At 56.5% G+C, this 16,067-nt stretch carries 18 protein-coding genes; 5 read left to right on the plus strand and 13 right to left on the minus strand.

The features are described 5' to 3' along the window. Positions 1-27: 27 nt before the first annotated feature. Together UTM25_RS12520 and UTM25_RS12525 are read right to left on the minus strand one after the other, a co-directional pair. On the minus strand, positions 28-1,065 hold the full coding sequence (locus UTM25_RS12520; RefSeq protein WP_194401319.1) for a permease: 1,038 nt from the start codon (positions 1,063-1,065) through the stop codon (positions 28-30). A 40-nt stretch (positions 1,066-1,105) separates the two neighbouring features. Next, positions 1,106-1,750 carry an NAD(P)H-binding protein gene (locus UTM25_RS12525; RefSeq protein ID WP_126785732.1) on the minus strand — a complete coding sequence of 215 codons (645 nt, stop codon included), beginning with the start codon at positions 1,748-1,750 and terminating at the stop codon, positions 1,106-1,108. A 128-nt stretch (positions 1,751-1,878) separates the two neighbouring features. On the opposite strand from UTM25_RS12525, the gene UTM25_RS12530 reads away from it, so the two are divergent. After that, the gene (locus tag UTM25_RS12530) at positions 1,879-2,397 is read left to right on the plus strand and encodes a type 1 glutamine amidotransferase domain-containing protein (protein ID WP_023333577.1); all 519 of its coding nucleotides are present in this window, start codon (positions 1,879-1,881) and stop codon (positions 2,395-2,397) included. Here UTM25_RS12530 and UTM25_RS12535 read toward each other — a convergent pair. Next, complete coding sequence (locus UTM25_RS12535; RefSeq protein ID WP_047173369.1) at positions 2,377-2,811, minus strand: YhbP family protein; 435 nt, start codon at positions 2,809-2,811, stop codon at positions 2,377-2,379. The genes UTM25_RS12530 and UTM25_RS12535 overlap by 21 nt on opposite strands. Positions 2,812-2,825: 14 nt before the next feature. On the opposite strand from UTM25_RS12535, the gene UTM25_RS12540 reads away from it, so the two are divergent. Then, positions 2,826-3,155, plus strand: coding sequence for a GIY-YIG nuclease family protein (locus tag UTM25_RS12540; RefSeq protein ID WP_023309323.1), 330 nt, complete (start codon positions 2,826-2,828; stop codon positions 3,153-3,155). Here UTM25_RS12540 and UTM25_RS12545 read toward each other — a convergent pair. Then, positions 3,142-3,645 (minus strand): GNAT family N-acetyltransferase, encoded by a 504-nt coding sequence (locus UTM25_RS12545; RefSeq protein ID WP_023309324.1) that lies wholly within the window; start codon positions 3,643-3,645, stop codon positions 3,142-3,144. The two genes, UTM25_RS12540 and UTM25_RS12545, sit on opposite strands and share 14 nt — an antisense overlap. Beyond that, a complete protein-coding gene (gene ubiT, locus UTM25_RS12550) occupies positions 3,639-4,163 on the minus strand; it encodes a ubiquinone anaerobic biosynthesis accessory factor UbiT (RefSeq protein WP_194401320.1) in 525 nt (174 codons plus the stop codon). Before ubiT ends, UTM25_RS12545 begins: the two co-directional genes overlap by 7 nt. Positions 4,164-4,374: 211 nt before the next feature. Between ubiT and ubiU the strand changes: the two genes are divergently transcribed. From ubiU to UTM25_RS12565, 3 genes are all read left to right on the plus strand, one after another. Continuing rightward, positions 4,375-5,370, plus strand: coding sequence for a ubiquinone anaerobic biosynthesis protein UbiU (gene ubiU, locus UTM25_RS12555; RefSeq protein WP_023309326.1), 996 nt, complete (start codon positions 4,375-4,377; stop codon positions 5,368-5,370). A gap of 7 nt (positions 5,371-5,377) precedes the next feature. Next, positions 5,378-6,256 carry a U32 family peptidase gene (locus UTM25_RS12560; protein WP_194401321.1) on the plus strand — a complete coding sequence of 293 codons (879 nt, stop codon included), beginning with the start codon at positions 5,378-5,380 and terminating at the stop codon, positions 6,254-6,256. 78 nt (positions 6,257-6,334) lie between these two features. Continuing rightward, positions 6,335-7,342, plus strand: coding sequence for a luciferase-like monooxygenase (locus tag UTM25_RS12565; RefSeq protein WP_047646424.1), 1,008 nt, complete (start codon positions 6,335-6,337; stop codon positions 7,340-7,342). A 62-nt stretch (positions 7,343-7,404) separates the two neighbouring features. Here the strand turns inward: UTM25_RS12565 and mtr are convergent, their stop codons facing one another. From mtr to rbfA, 8 genes are all read right to left on the minus strand, one after another. Then, complete coding sequence (gene mtr / locus UTM25_RS12570) at positions 7,405-8,649, minus strand: tryptophan permease (RefSeq protein WP_194401322.1); 1,245 nt, start codon at positions 8,647-8,649, stop codon at positions 7,405-7,407. 142 nt (positions 8,650-8,791) lie between these two features. Beyond that, a complete protein-coding gene (locus UTM25_RS12575; protein WP_023309330.1) occupies positions 8,792-10,687 on the minus strand; it encodes a DEAD/DEAH family ATP-dependent RNA helicase in 1,896 nt (631 codons plus the stop codon). Further along, positions 10,680-10,760, minus strand: a complete 81-nt coding sequence (gene yrbN / locus UTM25_RS12580; protein ID WP_097397692.1) for a protein YrbN — start codon at positions 10,758-10,760, stop codon at positions 10,680-10,682. The genes UTM25_RS12575 and yrbN overlap by 8 nt, the downstream gene beginning before the upstream one ends. 107 nt (positions 10,761-10,867) lie before the next feature. Beyond that, positions 10,868-11,752 carry a lipoprotein NlpI gene (nlpI, locus tag UTM25_RS12585; protein WP_023309331.1) on the minus strand — a complete coding sequence of 295 codons (885 nt, stop codon included), beginning with the start codon at positions 11,750-11,752 and terminating at the stop codon, positions 10,868-10,870. A 108-nt stretch (positions 11,753-11,860) separates the two neighbouring features. After that, positions 11,861-13,999: a polyribonucleotide nucleotidyltransferase gene (gene pnp, locus UTM25_RS12590; RefSeq protein ID WP_194401323.1), complete on the minus strand. Its 2,139-nt coding sequence runs from the start codon at positions 13,997-13,999 to the stop codon at positions 11,861-11,863. A 242-nt stretch (positions 14,000-14,241) separates the two neighbouring features. Beyond that, positions 14,242-14,511 carry a 30S ribosomal protein S15 gene (rpsO, locus tag UTM25_RS12595; RefSeq protein WP_003861789.1) on the minus strand — a complete coding sequence of 90 codons (270 nt, stop codon included), beginning with the start codon at positions 14,509-14,511 and terminating at the stop codon, positions 14,242-14,244. Positions 14,512-14,665: 154 nt separating this feature from the next. Next, positions 14,666-15,616: a tRNA pseudouridine(55) synthase TruB gene (gene truB / locus UTM25_RS12600; RefSeq protein ID WP_045355410.1), complete on the minus strand. Its 951-nt coding sequence runs from the start codon at positions 15,614-15,616 to the stop codon at positions 14,666-14,668. Beyond that, positions 15,616-16,020: a 30S ribosome-binding factor RbfA gene (gene rbfA / locus UTM25_RS12605; RefSeq protein ID WP_003024988.1), complete on the minus strand. Its 405-nt coding sequence runs from the start codon at positions 16,018-16,020 to the stop codon at positions 15,616-15,618. Before rbfA ends, truB begins: the two co-directional genes overlap by 1 nt. Positions 16,021-16,067: the final 47 nt, after the last annotated feature.

Genomic DNA, 16,067 nt, shown 5'->3' on the forward strand with positions numbered 1-16,067 from the left:
GGTAAGCGTAGCGCCACCGGGCTTTTTTCACAGAAGCGCAATACTCCCCACCATCACCCCGCTCAACGCCACCAGCCCTGCGGTCAGCCACAGCGCTTTCGCCGGGAACGACTTACGCAGCATGATAAGCGACGGCAGGCTGATCGCCGGCAGCGTAATCAGCAGCGCCAGCGCCGGCGCGGTGCCCATACCGGCCAGCATCATGGTCTGAACAATCGGGATCTCCGCCGCCGTTGGGATCACAAACAGGCAGCCTGCAACGGCCATTGCAATGACCCACATCAGCGTGTTGTCGATAGCGCCATCCGCATGCGGGAAGAGCCAGACGCGCGCCGCCCCCAAAACCAGTACCGCCAGGATATAGACCGGGATAGTGCTCCAGAAAAGCTGCCATAGCGCCCTGCCCCAGCGCGCAAAGAAGCCACCCTGCGGTTCGCTGACGTCCAGCTCAACAGACGCGGACTCTGGCGTCTTATCCTTCACCAGATTTTGCACCAGCGTCGCCACCACCAGCACGGTCAGCAGCCCGGCGACCAGACGGATGAACGCGAAATGCCAGCCCAGCACAAAGCCCATAAACACCAGCGTTGCCGGATTGAGCAGCGGGTTCCCCATCCAGAACGCCAGCGCGCCGCCCATCGACACGCGCTGACGCCGCATCCCTGCGGCCACGGGCGCGGCGCAGCAGGAACACATCATGCCCGGCAGCGAGAAAATCGTCCCCAGCAGCATGCCCTGAAAGCGCGGCTGCCCAAGGGTTTTCACCAGCCAGTTACGGGGGATAAGCACCTGAATCAGTGACCCCAGGATCACGCCTAAGGCGGCGGCCTTCCAGACGGCAAGGAAGTAGACCATGGCGTAGTCCCACGCCGCCTGAAGCGGGCTGGCATCCGCCTGAGCGAGAATAGATTTACCGATGCTGTGCGTTTCGGCGGCGGTGAAGGCTTTGCCGTAGTACGGCTGCCATTTCACGTACCAGAGGCCAACAATGACCACGAGAAAGAAGAGTGCGGGCTTCCACCACTGAACAGGTGTTGCCGCCTGAGATGAAGACTGACCAGTCATAGCATTCCCCGGAGAGTATTAGGTTATTAGCCGGGGGAGTTTACGCCTCGCCCTGCGCGATTTCACGCAGTTTTGCCGAAGGGATAATGTTTACGCCCGCTTTCGACGGGGCCAGCCCCTCTTTTAACATCGCGCGCGCGACGTCCCGCGCCTCGATGGATTTCCAGTTGCCGGGAAGAATGCGAAACAGCGGGGCAAATATCGACTCGTTAAACCGGCGTTCGTCCCGGTGGCCGATCAGCATCGAGGGGCGCACAATCGTCAGCTGCTCCCATTTCTGCGCTATCAGCGCATCCTCCATTTTGCCCTTCACCTTGTTGTAGAAGAAAGGCGACCCGGCACTGGCGCCCAGCGCGCTGACCACCAGAAAATGTTTGGCCCCCAGCTTTTTCGCCGTGAGCGCGGTATCCACCACCAGCGTGTAGTCGGCGTGGATAAAGGCCTCTTTGCTGCCCGCCTCCCGCCGCGTGGTGCCCAGACAGCAAAAGGCGATATCAATGGGATCCTCCACCTGCGCCAGCGCGTCGGTCAGCTGAGGATCGTGCGGATTAAAGACGCCGGATAAGTCCGCCAGCGGTCGACGCGTCGGGGCGGCGATATAGTTCACGCGGCGATCCTGAATCAGCAGCCGCAGCAGATGATCGCCCACTAACCCGGTAGCACCCGTAATCAATACCTGACTCATCTTTTCCCCTTTACAGAATTGTCCGTTTGCGAACTCAGCGTCGTCGACCACACTTAGAAGTCTGTTACAGGTAAGTATTTACCACAAGCGGAGAAAAATCAGTCTGAAGCCAAAACAACGGAGGAAGCATGGGCAAGAAAATCGCAGTCTTGATTACCGACGAGTTTGAAGATTCAGAATTCACCTCTCCAGCAGAGGCGTTCCGCAAGGCGGGACATGAGGTCATCACCATTGAGAAAGAGGCGGGTAAAACGGTGACAGGCCATAAGGGCGAGGCGACCGTAACCATCGATGAGACCATCGATAACGTGAGTCCCTCAGATTTCGACGCTCTGTTGTTACCCGGCGGCCATTCCCCGGATTCCCTGCGCGGGGACGAGCGCTTCGTGACCTTCACCCGGGACTTTGTCTCCACCGGCAAACCGGTCTTTGCCATCTGCCACGGCCCGCAGCTGCTCATCAGCGCAGAAGTGGTCCGCGGGCGTAAGCTTACCGCCGTGAAACCGATCGTTATCGATCTGAAAAATGCGGGGGCCGAGTTTTACGATCAGGAGGTGGTCAACGACAAAGACCAGCTGATCACCAGCCGAACCCCGGACGATCTCCCGGCGTTTAACCGCGAAGCGCTACGCCTGCTCGGCGCGTAACCAGTGCAGCTTCTTGCCAAAGCCCAGGGTGTTGTCGGTAAATTTCAGCTCATCGAGGCGGATTTCCCACACCGGGGCTTTTAGCGCAGCGGCAACGGGAAAGCGGCGCGTGTAGAGCTTACGGCGCGCGTCGCTCTCTTCACCATCCAGACGACGGATCTCCCCTTTAAACTGCACGCCGCGGATCAGCGCGACCGTTTTCGGCTGGCCGTTTACCGTCCCCGCCACCTTTGCCTGCTGGCCGGTCATCTGCGCATGCCGCGTTTTGTCTTCGCTCATGACATAAAAAGCCACGCGCTCAGGGTCATAGTAGTAAAACGCATTTGCGCACCACATTTCACCCTCGTGACAGACGCACCAGGTGACAACATGCTGCTTCGCCAGCCAGCGGTTAATGGCGGCCAGTGTTTCCATTTTCGTTCTCTCTCATGCTATGGTGCGTTCACCTTAACATACTGAATCCGTTTACCGTGTGCTGGTTTCTCTATCTTGTCCGAACCGCTGATAACGCACTCTACACCGGGATCACCACCGATGTGGCGCGGCGTTTTTTACAACATCAAACGGGAAAAGGGGCAAAAGCGCTGCGGGGGAAAGGGGAATTACAGCTCGCCTTCTCAGCGGCCGTCGGCGACCGTTCGCTGGCGCTCAGGCTGGAATACCGTATCAAGCAGCTGACGAAGCGCCAGAAAGAGCGCCTCGTGACCGGAGACGGCTCCTTTGAGGCGCTACGCGAGAGCCTGATTAAAAGCGATTGAAATGGTCGTGATACTCGACCAGGCCGTTGACGCCGTTGAGCGCGTCGTCCGCCAGACGGTGGACCTGGAAAGCGGATTCCGTACCCGGCCAGCGACAGCGCAGATCGTAATGCGCGGCCTGCTCAAAGCCTAAACGGCCATAGAACGCCGGATCGCCCAGCGTGACAACGGCGGCATAGCCAAACTCATTGAGCGAATCCAGCCCTTCATAGACCAGCTGACGCGCCAGACCCTGCCCGCGATAGCTTTCATCTACCGCCAGCGGCGCCATGCCGACCCACTGCAGCTCTTCGCCCTGAACGATGACCGGACTGAAGGCAACATAGCCCACCACCTGACCTTCGTCATCGGTGGCAACCAGCCCCAGCGTAATCAGGCCGTCTTCGCGAAGGTCGTGGACCAGTTGGGCTTCGGCATCGCTCGCAAAGGCGCGGCGTAACAACGCATCGATCCCCGGCGCATCAATCCCAATTTCGACTCGAATCAGCATGGCTCACCTACTGAAGTGTGTTTACCGTCCGGCGGGGTTTTCAGCCCGGCCTCAACGAAATCTGCCATTTGCATTAACATCACGCGCAGCGCTTTTGGCATCTGCTCCAGCTCAATGGCATCCATTAAATTCTTCACGTACAGGCCCAGTTCCGTGTCGCCTTCAATCACCAGACGGCGTTGGAAGAAGAGCGTATCCGGATCCTGCTTGCGCGCGGCGATCATCAGCAGATCGCTGGCGTTGGCGCTAAAGCTCACATCCGCGTCGGCGGATTCGCGTACGATCAGCTGGTCATTCTCAACGGAGGTAAACCAGCGCAGCCCGATGTCACGCACCTCAATGCTTAACCAGCGGCCTTCGAGGAATTCCAGCTCGCCGTCCTGCAGCGCCTGGCGGAACTGCCAGCTCAGGACCTGCTCTAGCACCTGGCGTTTTAGCGCGAACGGCGCCAGCTTGACCGGCACGCTCAGCATTGATGGTCCAAATTGTACGAGATGTGAACGCAGTTTATCCAGCACGAGCTTTACTCCCTGATATCTATAGTCCTGCTATTTTGCCATATCCGAAGCACGACATAGCGGCGTAAATCAACAAACCGTCGCCCGCCGTACCTCATTATTGGTGTCATCAATACGCCATTAGCTGCCTTAAATCAAAAATTGTCGCGTATGGGTTAATTAAAATCCCAGCTCGTTAACAATTTTGCGATCGACAACATCAGGATAAATTATGGAGCTGCTCTGCCCTGCCGGAAACCTTCCGGCGCTTAAGGCGGCCATCGAAAATGGGGCCGATGCTGTCTATATCGGGCTAAAAGATGACACCAACGCCCGCCATTTTGCTGGCCTCAACTTTACGGAGAAAAAGCTTCAGGAAGCCGTTAACTTCGTTCACCAGCACCGCCGCAAGCTGCATATCGCCATCAATACCTTTGCTCATCCTGACGGCTACGCCCGCTGGCAGCGCGCGGTGGATATGGCGGCACAGTTGGGTGCCGATGCGCTGATCCTGGCCGACCTCGCCATGCTTGAGTATGCGGCAGAACGCTATCCCCATATTGAGCGCCACGTCTCTGTTCAGGCATCTGCCACCAACGAAGAGGCGGTGCGTTTTTATCATCAACACTTTGACGTGGCCCGCGTGGTGCTGCCGCGCGTGCTCTCTATTCATCAAGTTAAGCAACTCGCGCGCGTCACGCCAGTGCCTCTGGAGGTTTTTGCCTTTGGCAGCCTGTGCATCATGGCCGAAGGCCGCTGCTATCTTTCGTCTTATTTAACCGGTGAATCTCCAAATACCGTCGGGGCCTGCTCTCCTGCCCGCTTTGTTCGCTGGCAGCAGACCCCTCAGGGGCTGGAGTCTCGCCTGAATGAGGTGCTGATTGACCGCTACCAGGACGGGGAAAACGCCGGTTATCCTACCCTGTGTAAAGGCCGCTATCTGGTCGACGGCGAGCGCTATCACGCGCTGGAGGAGCCGACCAGCCTCAACACGCTGGAGCTGCTGCCGGAGCTGCTGGCGGCCAATATTGCCTCGGTGAAAATCGAAGGACGTCAGCGTAGCCCGGCCTATGTGAGCCAGGTAGCGAAAGTGTGGCGTCAGGCCATCGACCGCTGTATGGCGGATCCGCAGAACTACGCTCCACAGCAGGCCTGGATGGAAACGCTTGGTTCGATGTCCGAAGGCACGCAAACCACGCTTGGCGCGTATCACCGTAAATGGCAGTGAGATCATCATGAAATATTCATTAGGACCGGTGCTCTACTACTGGCCAAAAGAGACGCTGGAAGATTTTTACCAACAGGCCGCGACCAGCAGCGCCGACGTGATTTACCTCGGCGAAGCGGTGTGCAGCAAGCGCCGCGCCACCAAAGTGGGCGACTGGCTGGATATAGCGAAAGGCCTGGCCGGAAGCGGCAAGCAGGTGGTGCTCTCCACGCTCGCGCTGGTGCAGGCGTCGTCCGAACTGGGTGAGCTGAAGCGCTACGTCGAAAACGGCGAGTTCCTGCTGGAAGCGAGCGATCTGGGCGTGGTGAACATGTGCGCTGAACGCAAGCTGCCGTTTGTCGCGGGCCATGCCCTGAACTGCTACAACGCCGTAACCCTGCGCCTGCTGCTCAAACAGGGAATGACGCGCTGGTGCATGCCGGTAGAGCTCTCGCGCGACTGGCTGGCAAACCTGCTTAAACAGTGCGACGAGTTGGGCATTCGCAATCAGTTTGAAGTGGAAGTGCTGAGCTACGGCCATCTGCCGCTGGCCTACTCCGCCCGCTGCTTCACCGCACGCTCGGAAGACCGCCCGAAAGACGAGTGCGAAACCTGCTGCATCAAGTACCCGAACGGACGCAGCATGCTGTCGCAGGAGAATCAGCAGGTGTTTGTCCTCAACGGTATTCAGACCATGAGCGGCTATGTCTATAACCTCGGCAACGAGCTGGCGTCGATGGACGGGCTGGTGGATATGGTGCGTTTATCGCCGCTGGATACCGGGGTGTTCGCTATGCTTGACGCCTTCCGCGCCAACGAAAACGGTGACTCACCGCTGCCGCTGACGGCAAACAGCGACTGCAACGGCTACTGGAGACGGCTTGCCGGGCTGGAGCTGCAGGCGTAAAAAAGGCTCACTTTGTTAACAACGGTTATCATTTTTTAATGCAGTATTAAAGATTCACCGTCGACAAAGTGAGCTGTTATGACTGACAAAACCATTCCGTTTTCGGTGCTGGATCTGGCGCCGATCCCTCAGGGCTCCTCGGCAAGAGAAGCCTTTTCGCACTCTCTGGATCTGGCTCAGCTGGCCGAAAAGCGTGGCTATCACCGCTACTGGCTGGCCGAGCACCACAATATGGTTGGCATCGCCAGCGCCGCGACCTCGGTTTTGATCGGCTATCTGGCGGCAAATACCACCACCCTGCACCTGGGCTCCGGCGGCGTAATGCTGCCGAACCACGCCCCGCTGGTGATTGCCGAGCAGTTTGGCACCCTGAATACGCTCTACCCGGGCCGTATAGATTTAGGGCTTGGTCGTGCGCCCGGCAGCGACCAGCCGACCATGCGTGCCCTGCGTCGCCATATGAGCGGCGATATCGACAACTTCCCGCGCGACGTGGCCGAACTTGTGGACTGGTTCGACGCGCGCGATCCGAACCCGCACGTGCGTCCGGTACCGGGCTACGGTGAGAAGATCCCGGTGTGGCTGTTGGGATCAAGCCTCTACAGCGCACAGCTCGCCGCGCAGCTGGGACTGCCGTTTGCGTTTGCCTCCCACTTTGCACCGGATATGCTGCATCAGGCGCTGCATCTTTACCGAACGAACTTCAAACCGTCCGAGCGTCTTGAGAAGCCGTACGCGATGGTGTGTATCAACATCATTGCGGCCGACAGCAATCGCGACGCGGAATTCCTGTTTACCTCCATGCAGCAGGCGTTTGTGAAGCTGCGTCGCGGTGAGACGGGCCAGCTTCCACCGCCGGTGGAGAATATGCATCAGCTGTGGTCCGCCTCCGAGCAGTATGGCGTACAGCAGGCCCTGAGCATGTCGCTGGTAGGCGATAAGGCGAAAGTGCGTCACGGGCTGGACGCGGTGCTGCGCGAAACGCAGGCGGATGAGATTATGGTTAACGGCCAGATTTTCGATCACCAGGCGCGTTTGCATTCGTTTGAACTGGCGATGCAGGTGAAAGAGGAGTTGGTGGGGTAGTTTTTTGCTTTTCTCCCTCTCCCTATGGGAGAGGGCCGGGGTGAGGGGTTCAACCCCTCGTTTTACTGATAAACGGGCAACAGGTTAAAACTCGACAGCACGTGTACCAGTGCGTTACCAACGCCGAATACCAGAATCAGCGCAATCATCGGCTTGCCGCCCCAGACGCGGAATTTTGGGCTGCCGAAGCGTTTACGTGATTTGCGCGCCAGCAGCGCCGGCACAATCGCCGCCCAGATAGTTGCCGCCAGCCCTGCATAACCGATGGCATACAGGAAGCCGTTCGGCCACAGCAGGCCGCCCACAATCGGCGGCAGGAAAGTCAGCAGCGCGGTTTTTAAACGCCCCATCGCAGAATCATCAAAGCTAAACAGATCCGCCAGGTAGTCAAACAGGCCCAGGGTTACGCCGAGGAAAGAGCTCGCCACCGCAAAGTTAGAGAAGATAACCAGCAGCAGATCCAGACTGCGGCTGTTCAGCACGCCGCTCAGCGCCTGCACCAGCACGTCGATGTTACCGCCCTTCTGAGCAATGCCGATAAATTCCGGACGCGGGATGTTGCCCATCGTCCCCAGCAGCCAAATCACATACAGACCCAGCGCCAGCAGCGTGCCGTAGACCAGACACTTCACAATGGTGCGGGGATCTTTGCCGTAGTACTTCATCAGGCTCGGCACGTTACCGTGGTAACCGAACGACGCCAGACAGAACGGCAGCGTCATCAGCAGGTACGGCGTGTAGGAGGTATTCACTTCGGAGACGTTAAACAGCGTGGCGGGCGTCACGTGTCCCAGCAGGCTGCCAAAGGTCAGGAAGAAGGTGATGACCTTAGCGCCTAATACGATCGCCGTCATGCGGCTCACCGCTTTGGTACTCATCCAGACGATAAACGCTACAGCCAGCGCAAAACACAGCCCCGCCAGACGCGCCGGAACGTTCAGCGACATCTCCGAGAAGGTGTGATGCAGAATCGAGCCGCTCGCCGAAATATACGCGTAGGTCAGGATATAGAGCACAAACGCGATGGATAGCCCGTTCACCAGGTTCCAGCCCTTGCCCAGCAGATCTTTGGTAATGGTGTCGAAGCTGGAGCCAATGCGGTAGTTCAGGTTTGCCTCAAGGATCATCAGCCCGGAATGGAGCATGCAGAACCAGGTGAAGACCAGCGCGGCCAGCGACCAGAAGAACCACGCACCGGACATGACCACAGGCAGGGAAAACATCCCGGCACCAATGATGGTACCGCCAATGATCACCACGCCGCCAAGCAGCGAGGGTGACGTTTGGGTGGTGGTTAGTGTCGCCATACAGCCTTTTCTCCAGTCAATCATGCGGTTCTGCATTTTAATGTGACGCAATGTACCAGTACAAGAGTACAAAGGGAATAAAAAAAGCCCCGATAGCGTATATCGGGGCTGTATATTTTACTTTACGTCAGAAGCGAAAGGCTTACGCGTCACCGAAACGACGGCGGCTGGTGCCCTCTTCACGACGTGGGCCACGGTTTTCGCGACGCTCGCCGGAGAAACGACGACCTTCACCACCGCGACCTTCGCTGCGGCCGCCTTCACGACGCTCGCCACCGAAGCTGCGACCACCGCCACGACGTTCACCACCGCGGTCAGGGCGTGGCTGTGCATCACCCATCAGCTGCATGTTCATCGGCTTGTTCAGGATGCGGGTACGCGTAAAGTGCTGCAGCACTTCGCCCGGCATGCCTTTTGGTAGCTCGATGGTGGAGTGGGATGCGAACAGCTTGATGTTACCAATGTAACGGCTGCTGATGTCGCCTTCGTTAGCGATCGCGCCAACGATGTGACGAACTTCAACGCCATCATCACGGCCCACTTCAATGCGGTACAGTTCCATGTCACCTGCGTCGCGACGTTCACGACGTGGACGGTCTTCACCACCACGCTCTGGACGGTCACCACGTGGGCCACGGTCATTGCGGTCGCCACGACGTTCGAAGCGATCGTCACGGTCACGGAATTCACGCTTAGGACGCATCGGCGCATCTGGTGGCACGATCAGGCTACGTTCGCCCTGAGCCATTTTCAGCAGTGCTGCGGCCAGGGTTTCCATGTCCAGTTCTTCGCCTTCAGCAACAGGCTGAATCTGCGACAGCAGCGCGCGGTACTGATCCAGATCGCTGCTTTCCAGCTGCTGCTGTACTTTCGCGGCGAATTTTTCCAGACGGCGTTTGCCCAGCAGCTCTGCGTTTGGCAGGTCCGCTTCTGGAATGGTCAGCTTCATGGTGCGTTCGATGTTACGCAGCAGACGACGCTCGCGGTTCTCAACGAACAGCAGCGCGCGGCCAGCACGACCCGCACGACCGGTACGGCCGATACGGTGAACGTAAGACTCGGAATCCATCGGGATGTCGTAGTTAACAACCAGACTGATACGCTCAACGTCCAGACCACGTGCTGCCACGTCGGTTGCAATCAGGATATCCAGACGACCGTCTTTCAGACGCTCCAGAGTCTGCTCACGCAGGGCCTGGTTCATGTCACCGTTCAGCGCTGCGCTGTTGTAGCCGCTACGCTCCAGGGCTTCAGCCACTTCCAGGGTCGCGTTTTTGGTACGAACGAAGATAATCGCCGCATCAAAATCTTCCGCTTCCAGGAAACGTACCAGCGCTTCGTTTTTGCGCATGCCGTACACAGACCAGTAGCTCTGGCTGATGTCCGGGCGAGTGGTTACGCTGGACTGAATACGCACTTCCTGAGGATCTTTCATGAAGCGCTTGGTGATACGACGAATCGCTTCTGGCATGGTGGCAGAGAACAGCGCGGTCTGATGACCGTCCGGGATCTGTGCCATGATGGTTTCAACGTCTTCGATGAAGCCCATACGCAGCATTTCATCTGCTTCATCCAGTACCAGGCCGCTCAGTTTAGAGAGGTCCAGAGTACCGCGCTTCAGGTGATCCAGCAGACGGCCCGGCGTACCGACAACAATCTGTGGGCCCTGGCGCAGGGCGCGTAACTGCACGTCATAACGCTGGCCGCCGTACAGGGCTACCACGTTTACGCCGCGCATATGTTTAGAGAATTCCGTCATGGCTTCTGCAACCTGAACAGCCAGTTCACGGGTTGGAGCCAGGACGAGGATCTGCGGTGCACGCAGGTCCGGATCAATGTTGTTCAGCAGCGGCAGCGAGAATGCTGCAGTTTTACCGCTACCAGTCTGGGCCATGCCCAGCACGTCACGACCAGAAAGCAGGTGTGGGATACACTCAGCCTGGATCGGAGATGGTTTTTCGTAACCCAGATCGTTAAGGGCTTCAAGGATAGGAGCCTTCAGGCCCAGATCTGCAAAAGTGGTTTCGAATTCAGCCATGTAGTACAAGTGCCTCGATATTAATGGCGGCCAGTCTACTTAGCTCATCGTGAAAATGATTAGCAATTTTCATTGAAAAGTGTGAACCGGCTCAAAGTAGGTGTATTGACGAACAACAACGCCCTCACCAGTTAAGGTGATGGCAATCAAAAGATTACGGGCTGATGTTTATGTCGTCAGCTATTGCTGGTCCGATTCTGCCAGGTCGTCATGCTCCTGGCCCAAGAGCGATAATTCCAACAATGCATAACGGTGCTCAACGAAGTTGTGTACGTTGTTAGCAACCGCTAATTTGAACAGTGCCGTAGCGCTGTCCATATCCCCCAGACTTAGGTAGTACTTACCTAAATAGAAGTTGGTTTCACTGAGATGCTCAGCGAGCGAGGTGTTATCCGTTGCGTCCGCCTTGAGGCGTTCCATCAGCGTTGCTTCGCTAATGTTGCCCAGGTAGAACTCGACAATGTTCCATCCCCACTGTTCCTTGTCCGATTTATCGAAGCGCTGTTTTAGTGCCTCTTTTGCCTGCTTCTCATCGAGCTTCCGCTCAACGATGTAAAGCCACAGGCTACGGAAAGGATCATTAGGATCGTCTTGATAAAACGCCAGCAGATCATCTTGCGCTAACTTATCACGACCGCCGTAATACAATGCGATACCGCGATTCAAGTGCGCGTAGTTGTAAGTTGGATCAAGCTCAAGTACAGAATCAAACGCTTCATAGGCAGCATCAAAATTGCCTGCCTGCGTTAAATAAATGCCTAAGTAATTGAATACTTCAGGCATATCAGGTCGGATAGCCAGCGCTTGTGAAAAATCATTTCGCGCCAATGCCCTCAGACCGAGACTATCATACAACACTCCGCGCTCATATAAAAGCTGTGCGCGTTCTTCATCGGTTAAAGCCCGACTGGCAAGTATTTGTTCCATGCGTGCCAGAATCACTTCCTGCTGCAAAGTCGGTTGCAATGGCACTGCGAGGACTTCGCTCTTACGCCAGGCAGAGTTGCTGCATCCTGCCAGCGTTAAAGCTGTCGCAACGAAACACCAGCGCAAAAAAGGCTTCATTTCCCACTCCCGAAGACAACTATTGGATGAACGTCCTGTCCCCCGGCGGCTTAACAAGGCGTCCTGCCTGATAATAGGCCCTCCGCAAAGCGGAGGGCAAATGGCAACTTACTCGCCTTGCTGTTCTGCTGCCTGTACTTCTGGCGCAGCAGCTGGCTGAGACTGCTCGGTTGCTTCTTTAATGCTCAGACGGATACGGCCCTGGCGATCAACTTCCAGAACTTTCACCGGTACTTCCTGACCCATCTGCAGGTAATCGGTCACTTTCTCAACGCGCTTGTCAGCGATCTGAGAGATGTGAACCAGACCTTCTTTACCGCCACCGATGGCAACGAACGCGCCAAAGTCAACGATACGGGTCACTTTACCTGCGTAGACGCGGCCCACTTCGATCTCTGCCGTGATTTCTTCGATGCGACGGATCGCGAATTTCGCTTTCTCGCCGTCGGTTGCTGCGATCTTCACAGTACCGTCATCTTCGATTTCGATCGTGGTGCCAGTCTCTTCGGTCAGCGCACGGATTACGGAACCGCCCTTACCGATAACATCTTTGATCTTGTCTGGGTTGATCTTGATGGTGTGGATACGTGGAGCGAATTGAGAAATGTCGCCACGCGGCGCGTTAATCGCCTGTTCCATCACGCCCAGGATGTGCAGACGAGCACCTTTAGCCTGGTTCAGAGCAACCTGCATGATCTCTTTGGTGATACCTTCAATTTTGATATCCATCTGCAGCGCAGAGATACCTTCGCGGGAACCCGCGACTTTGAAGTCCATATCACCCAGGTGGTCTTCGTCACCCAGAATGTCAGACAGAACAACGAAGTTGTCGCCTTCTTTCACCAGGCCCATTGCGATACCCGCAACGGCGGCTTTGATTGGCACGCCTGCATCCATCAGCGCCAGAGAAGCACCACATACGGAAGCCATGGAAGAGGAACCGTTGGATTCGGTGATCTCAGAAACCACACGAACGGTGTACGGGAATTTGTCTGCTTCTGGCATTACTGCCAGCACGCCGCGCTTCGCCAGACGACCGTGACCAATTTCACGACGCTTCGGCGAGCCAACCATACCGGTTTCGCCTACGGAGTACGGAGGGAAGTTGTAGTGGAACAGGAAGCTGTCAGTGCGCTCGCCCATCAGTTCGTCGATGATCTGTGCATCACGTGCAGTACCCAGGGTCGCGGTTACCAGCGCCTGCGTTTCGCCGCGGGTGAACAGCGCGGAACCGTGAGTACGTGGCAGAACGCCAGTACGCACATCCAGACCACGGATCATGTCTTTTTCGCGGCCATCGATACGCGGCTCGCCTGCCAGTACGCGGCTACGAACAACGTTTTTCTCGATAGCGTGCAGGATGTCGCTCAGTTCGTTAGCATCCAGCGCTTCGTCTTCAGCAACCAGCGTCGCGATAGTCTCAGACTTGATCACGTCAACCTGAGCGTAACGCTCCTGTTTGTCAGTGATGCGGTATGCATCGCTCAGACGAGATTCTGCCAGGGCTGCAACGCGTGCGTTCAGCGCGTCGTTTGCCGCTTCTGGCTGCCAGTCCCAACGTGGTTTACCGGCTTCTTTCACCAGGTCGTTGATGTTCTGGATAACGATCTGCTGCTGGTCATGGCCAAATACCACAGCGCCCAGCATCTGGTCTTCGCTCAGCAGTTCAGCTTCGGATTCAACCATCAGTACAGCCGCTTCAGTACCCGCAACAACCAGGTCCAGCTTACTTTCTTTCAGCTCTTCCTGGGTTGGGTTCAGCACGTACTGGTCATTGATGTAGCCAACGCGCGCGGCACCGATTGGGCCATTGAATGGAATACCAGACAGTGACAGGGCAGCGGATGCGCCGATCATGGCAACGATGTCCGGGTTAACCTGTGGGTTAACGGAAACAACGGTCGCGATAACCTGTACTTCGTTAACGAAGCCTTCCGGGAACAGCGGACGAACCGGGCGGTCAATCAGACGCGCAATCAGGGTTTCGCCTTCACTTGGACGGCCTTCACGACGGAAGAAACCACCCGGGATTTTACCGGCAGCGTAGGTACGCTCCTGGTAGTTAACGGTCAGCGGGAAGAAGTCCTGACCTGGTTTAGCTTTTTTCTGGCCAACAACGGTAACGAATACCGCAGTGTCATCCATGCTTACCATAACGGCAGCAGTAGCCTGACGTGCCATCATGCCGGTTTCCAGCGTGACGGTATGTTGACCATACTGGAATTTACGAACGATCGGATTCAGCAAAGTTCTGTCCTTTCTTAAATGTTTGACAGCACACCACCGGTGTGCTGTCGATTTAACCCGACCTTCTTCGCATCCTCGCGACTAATGACAACCAACACCCCCATGGGTGAAGCCTCTCATTAGCCGCGCGAACCTCTGCAATGAAGATCATTTATAGCAACAATACAATAGTTTCCAGTGAATTGCTGCCGTCTGGTTGAAAAAAGGGGCCATCAGGCCCCCTTTTCTGAAACTCGCAAGAATTAGCGACGCAGACCCAGACGCTCGATCAGCGCGGTGTAGCGTGCAACATCTTTACGTTTCAGGTAGTCGAGCAGTTTACGACGCTGAGAAACCATACGCAGCAGACCACGACGGCTGTGGTGATCTTTTTTGTGCTCTGCAAAGTGACCCTGCAGGTGGTTAATCTGTGCAGTCAGCAGTGCAACCTGAACTTCGGTAGAACCGCTGTCATTAGTACCACGACCAAACTCAGAAACGATTTTAGCTTTAGCTTCAACGCTTAGAGACATTTTCAAACTCCAAAGTATAAAGAATGTAAGGATGCCGATCTCTAATTCAGCAATCCCATGTACGCCCCGCAGATTGTTAAACAATTTACCAGGGGTTAAGCGGCGATATTCTACTCGTCTCCCCTGCTTATCGCAAGGTGAGCCGTTATCACCGTCACGCGTCGACCGGATATTCGACGACCAGACGACGCGGCGCAACGCGCCCTTCGCCATCCATTTCGCCCATACCGATGAATTTCCCTTCGTCACCTTCGGTCACGCGTACCAGTCCTTCCAGCGGCGCTTCCGCCGTACGAACCGGGTTGCCGTTCTTAAAGTAAACGGACGATGTTAAAGGAAGATTAACAACCGGGAAGTCTGCTGCCGGACTGTCCATCGGCATCAGCAAGGGATCCAGCAAATCTGCCGGCGCAATCCCCTGCGCTTCCGCCTGTTCTACCAGCTCGCGCAGATGTTCCAGGGTCACCATCCGCTCCACCGGGTACTTGCTCACCGCCAGGCGGCGCAGGTAAATCACATGCGCGCCGCAGCCCAGCTTTTCACCGAGGTCGTCGATGATGGTGCGAATATAGGTCCCTTTCGAACAGTGTACTTCCAGCTCCAGCTCATCGCCTTCATGGCGAATAAACAGCAGCTCATACACGGTTATCGGACGGGCTTCACGCGGGACGTCAATGCCCTGGCGTGCATATTCGTAGAGCTTCTTGCCCTGATATTTCAGCGCCGAATACATCGACGGCACCTGCATCGTGTCCCCACGGAAGCTCTCCAGCGCAGCATCAAGCTGCTCCGCGCTGAAGGTCACCGGACGCTCTTCCACCACCTGGCCATCCGCGTCGGAGGTATCCGTGCGCTGGCCCAGTTTAGCGATAACGCGGTAACGCTTATCGGAGTCGAGCAGGTACTGGGAAAACTTTGTCGCCTCTCCCAGGCAGACCGGCAGCATGCCGGTTGCCAGCGGATCGAGCGCGCCGGTGTGGCCCGCACGGTTGGCGTTATAAATACGCTTAACTTTCTGCAGCACGTCGTTGCTGGAAGCGCCCTGGGGTTTATCCAGCAGCAGCACACCATGCACGTCGCGACCACGACGACGAGGACGACTCATTAGTCCTCCTTGCTGTCGTCCGCCGGGTTAACACGACGCTCGTCGTCATGTTTAACCACGCTGGTCACCAGGTTGGACATACGCATACCTTCGACCAGCGAGTTGTCGTAGAAGAAGGTCAGCTCAGGCACGATACGCAGGCGCATCGCTTTGCCGAGCAGAGAGCGGATGAAACCAGAGGCTTCCTGCAGCGCTTTAATGCCGTTTTTCACTGCCGCTTCGTCCTGATCGTTCAGGAAGGTGACGAACACTTTTGCGTAGGCCAAATCGCGGGACATTTCGACACCGGAAACGGTGGTCATCATGCCGACGCGCGGGTCTTTAATTTCACGTTGCAGAATGAGTGCGATCTCTTTCTGCATTTCCTGCGCTACGCGCTGAGGGCGACCAAATTCTTTCGCCATAATAAATTCTCCAGACAAAAAAGGGGCTAAAAGCCCCTTTTAAAATT

The organism is Enterobacter sp. 61D5 (genome assembly GCF_034107965.1).
In the GTDB taxonomy this organism is placed as follows: Bacteria; Pseudomonadota; Gammaproteobacteria; order Enterobacterales; family Enterobacteriaceae; genus Enterobacter; species Enterobacter cloacae_M.

What these genes read in the sequence shown, in the direction of transcription:
- UTM25_RS12520 (WP_194401319.1), bottom strand. Translation starts at nt 1,065, where the DNA reads ATGACTGGTCAGTCTTCATCTCAGGCGGCAACACCTGTTCAGTGGTGG.
- UTM25_RS12525 (WP_126785732.1), bottom strand. Translation starts at nt 1,750, where the DNA reads ATGAGTCAGGTATTGATTACGGGTGCTACCGGGTTAGTGGGCGATCAT.
- UTM25_RS12530 (WP_023333577.1), top strand. Translation starts at nt 1,879, where the DNA reads ATGGGCAAGAAAATCGCAGTCTTGATTACCGACGAGTTTGAAGATTCA.
- UTM25_RS12535 (WP_047173369.1), bottom strand. Translation starts at nt 2,811, where the DNA reads ATGGAAACACTGGCCGCCATTAACCGCTGGCTGGCGAAGCAGCATGTT.
- UTM25_RS12540 (WP_023309323.1), top strand. Translation starts at nt 2,826, where the DNA reads ATGCTATGGTGCGTTCACCTTAACATACTGAATCCGTTTACCGTGTGC.
- UTM25_RS12545 (WP_023309324.1), bottom strand. Translation starts at nt 3,645, where the DNA reads ATGCTGATTCGAGTCGAAATTGGGATTGATGCGCCGGGGATCGATGCG.
- ubiU (WP_023309326.1), top strand. Translation starts at nt 4,375, where the DNA reads ATGGAGCTGCTCTGCCCTGCCGGAAACCTTCCGGCGCTTAAGGCGGCC.
- UTM25_RS12560 (WP_194401321.1), top strand. Translation starts at nt 5,378, where the DNA reads ATGAAATATTCATTAGGACCGGTGCTCTACTACTGGCCAAAAGAGACG.
- UTM25_RS12565 (WP_047646424.1), top strand. Translation starts at nt 6,335, where the DNA reads ATGACTGACAAAACCATTCCGTTTTCGGTGCTGGATCTGGCGCCGATC.
- mtr (WP_194401322.1), bottom strand. Translation starts at nt 8,649, where the DNA reads ATGGCGACACTAACCACCACCCAAACGTCACCCTCGCTGCTTGGCGGC.
- UTM25_RS12575 (WP_023309330.1), bottom strand. Translation starts at nt 10,687, where the DNA reads ATGGCTGAATTCGAAACCACTTTTGCAGATCTGGGCCTGAAGGCTCCT.
- yrbN (WP_097397692.1), bottom strand. Translation starts at nt 10,760, where the DNA reads ATGAAAATTGCTAATCATTTTCACGATGAGCTAAGTAGACTGGCCGCC.
- nlpI (WP_023309331.1), bottom strand. Translation starts at nt 11,752, where the DNA reads ATGAAGCCTTTTTTGCGCTGGTGTTTCGTTGCGACAGCTTTAACGCTG.
- rpsO (WP_003861789.1), bottom strand. Translation starts at nt 14,511, where the DNA reads ATGTCTCTAAGCGTTGAAGCTAAAGCTAAAATCGTTTCTGAGTTTGGT.
- truB (WP_045355410.1), bottom strand. Translation starts at nt 15,616, where the DNA reads ATGAGTCGTCCTCGTCGTCGTGGTCGCGACGTGCATGGTGTGCTGCTG.
- rbfA (WP_003024988.1), bottom strand. Translation starts at nt 16,020, where the DNA reads ATGGCGAAAGAATTTGGTCGCCCTCAGCGCGTAGCGCAGGAAATGCAG.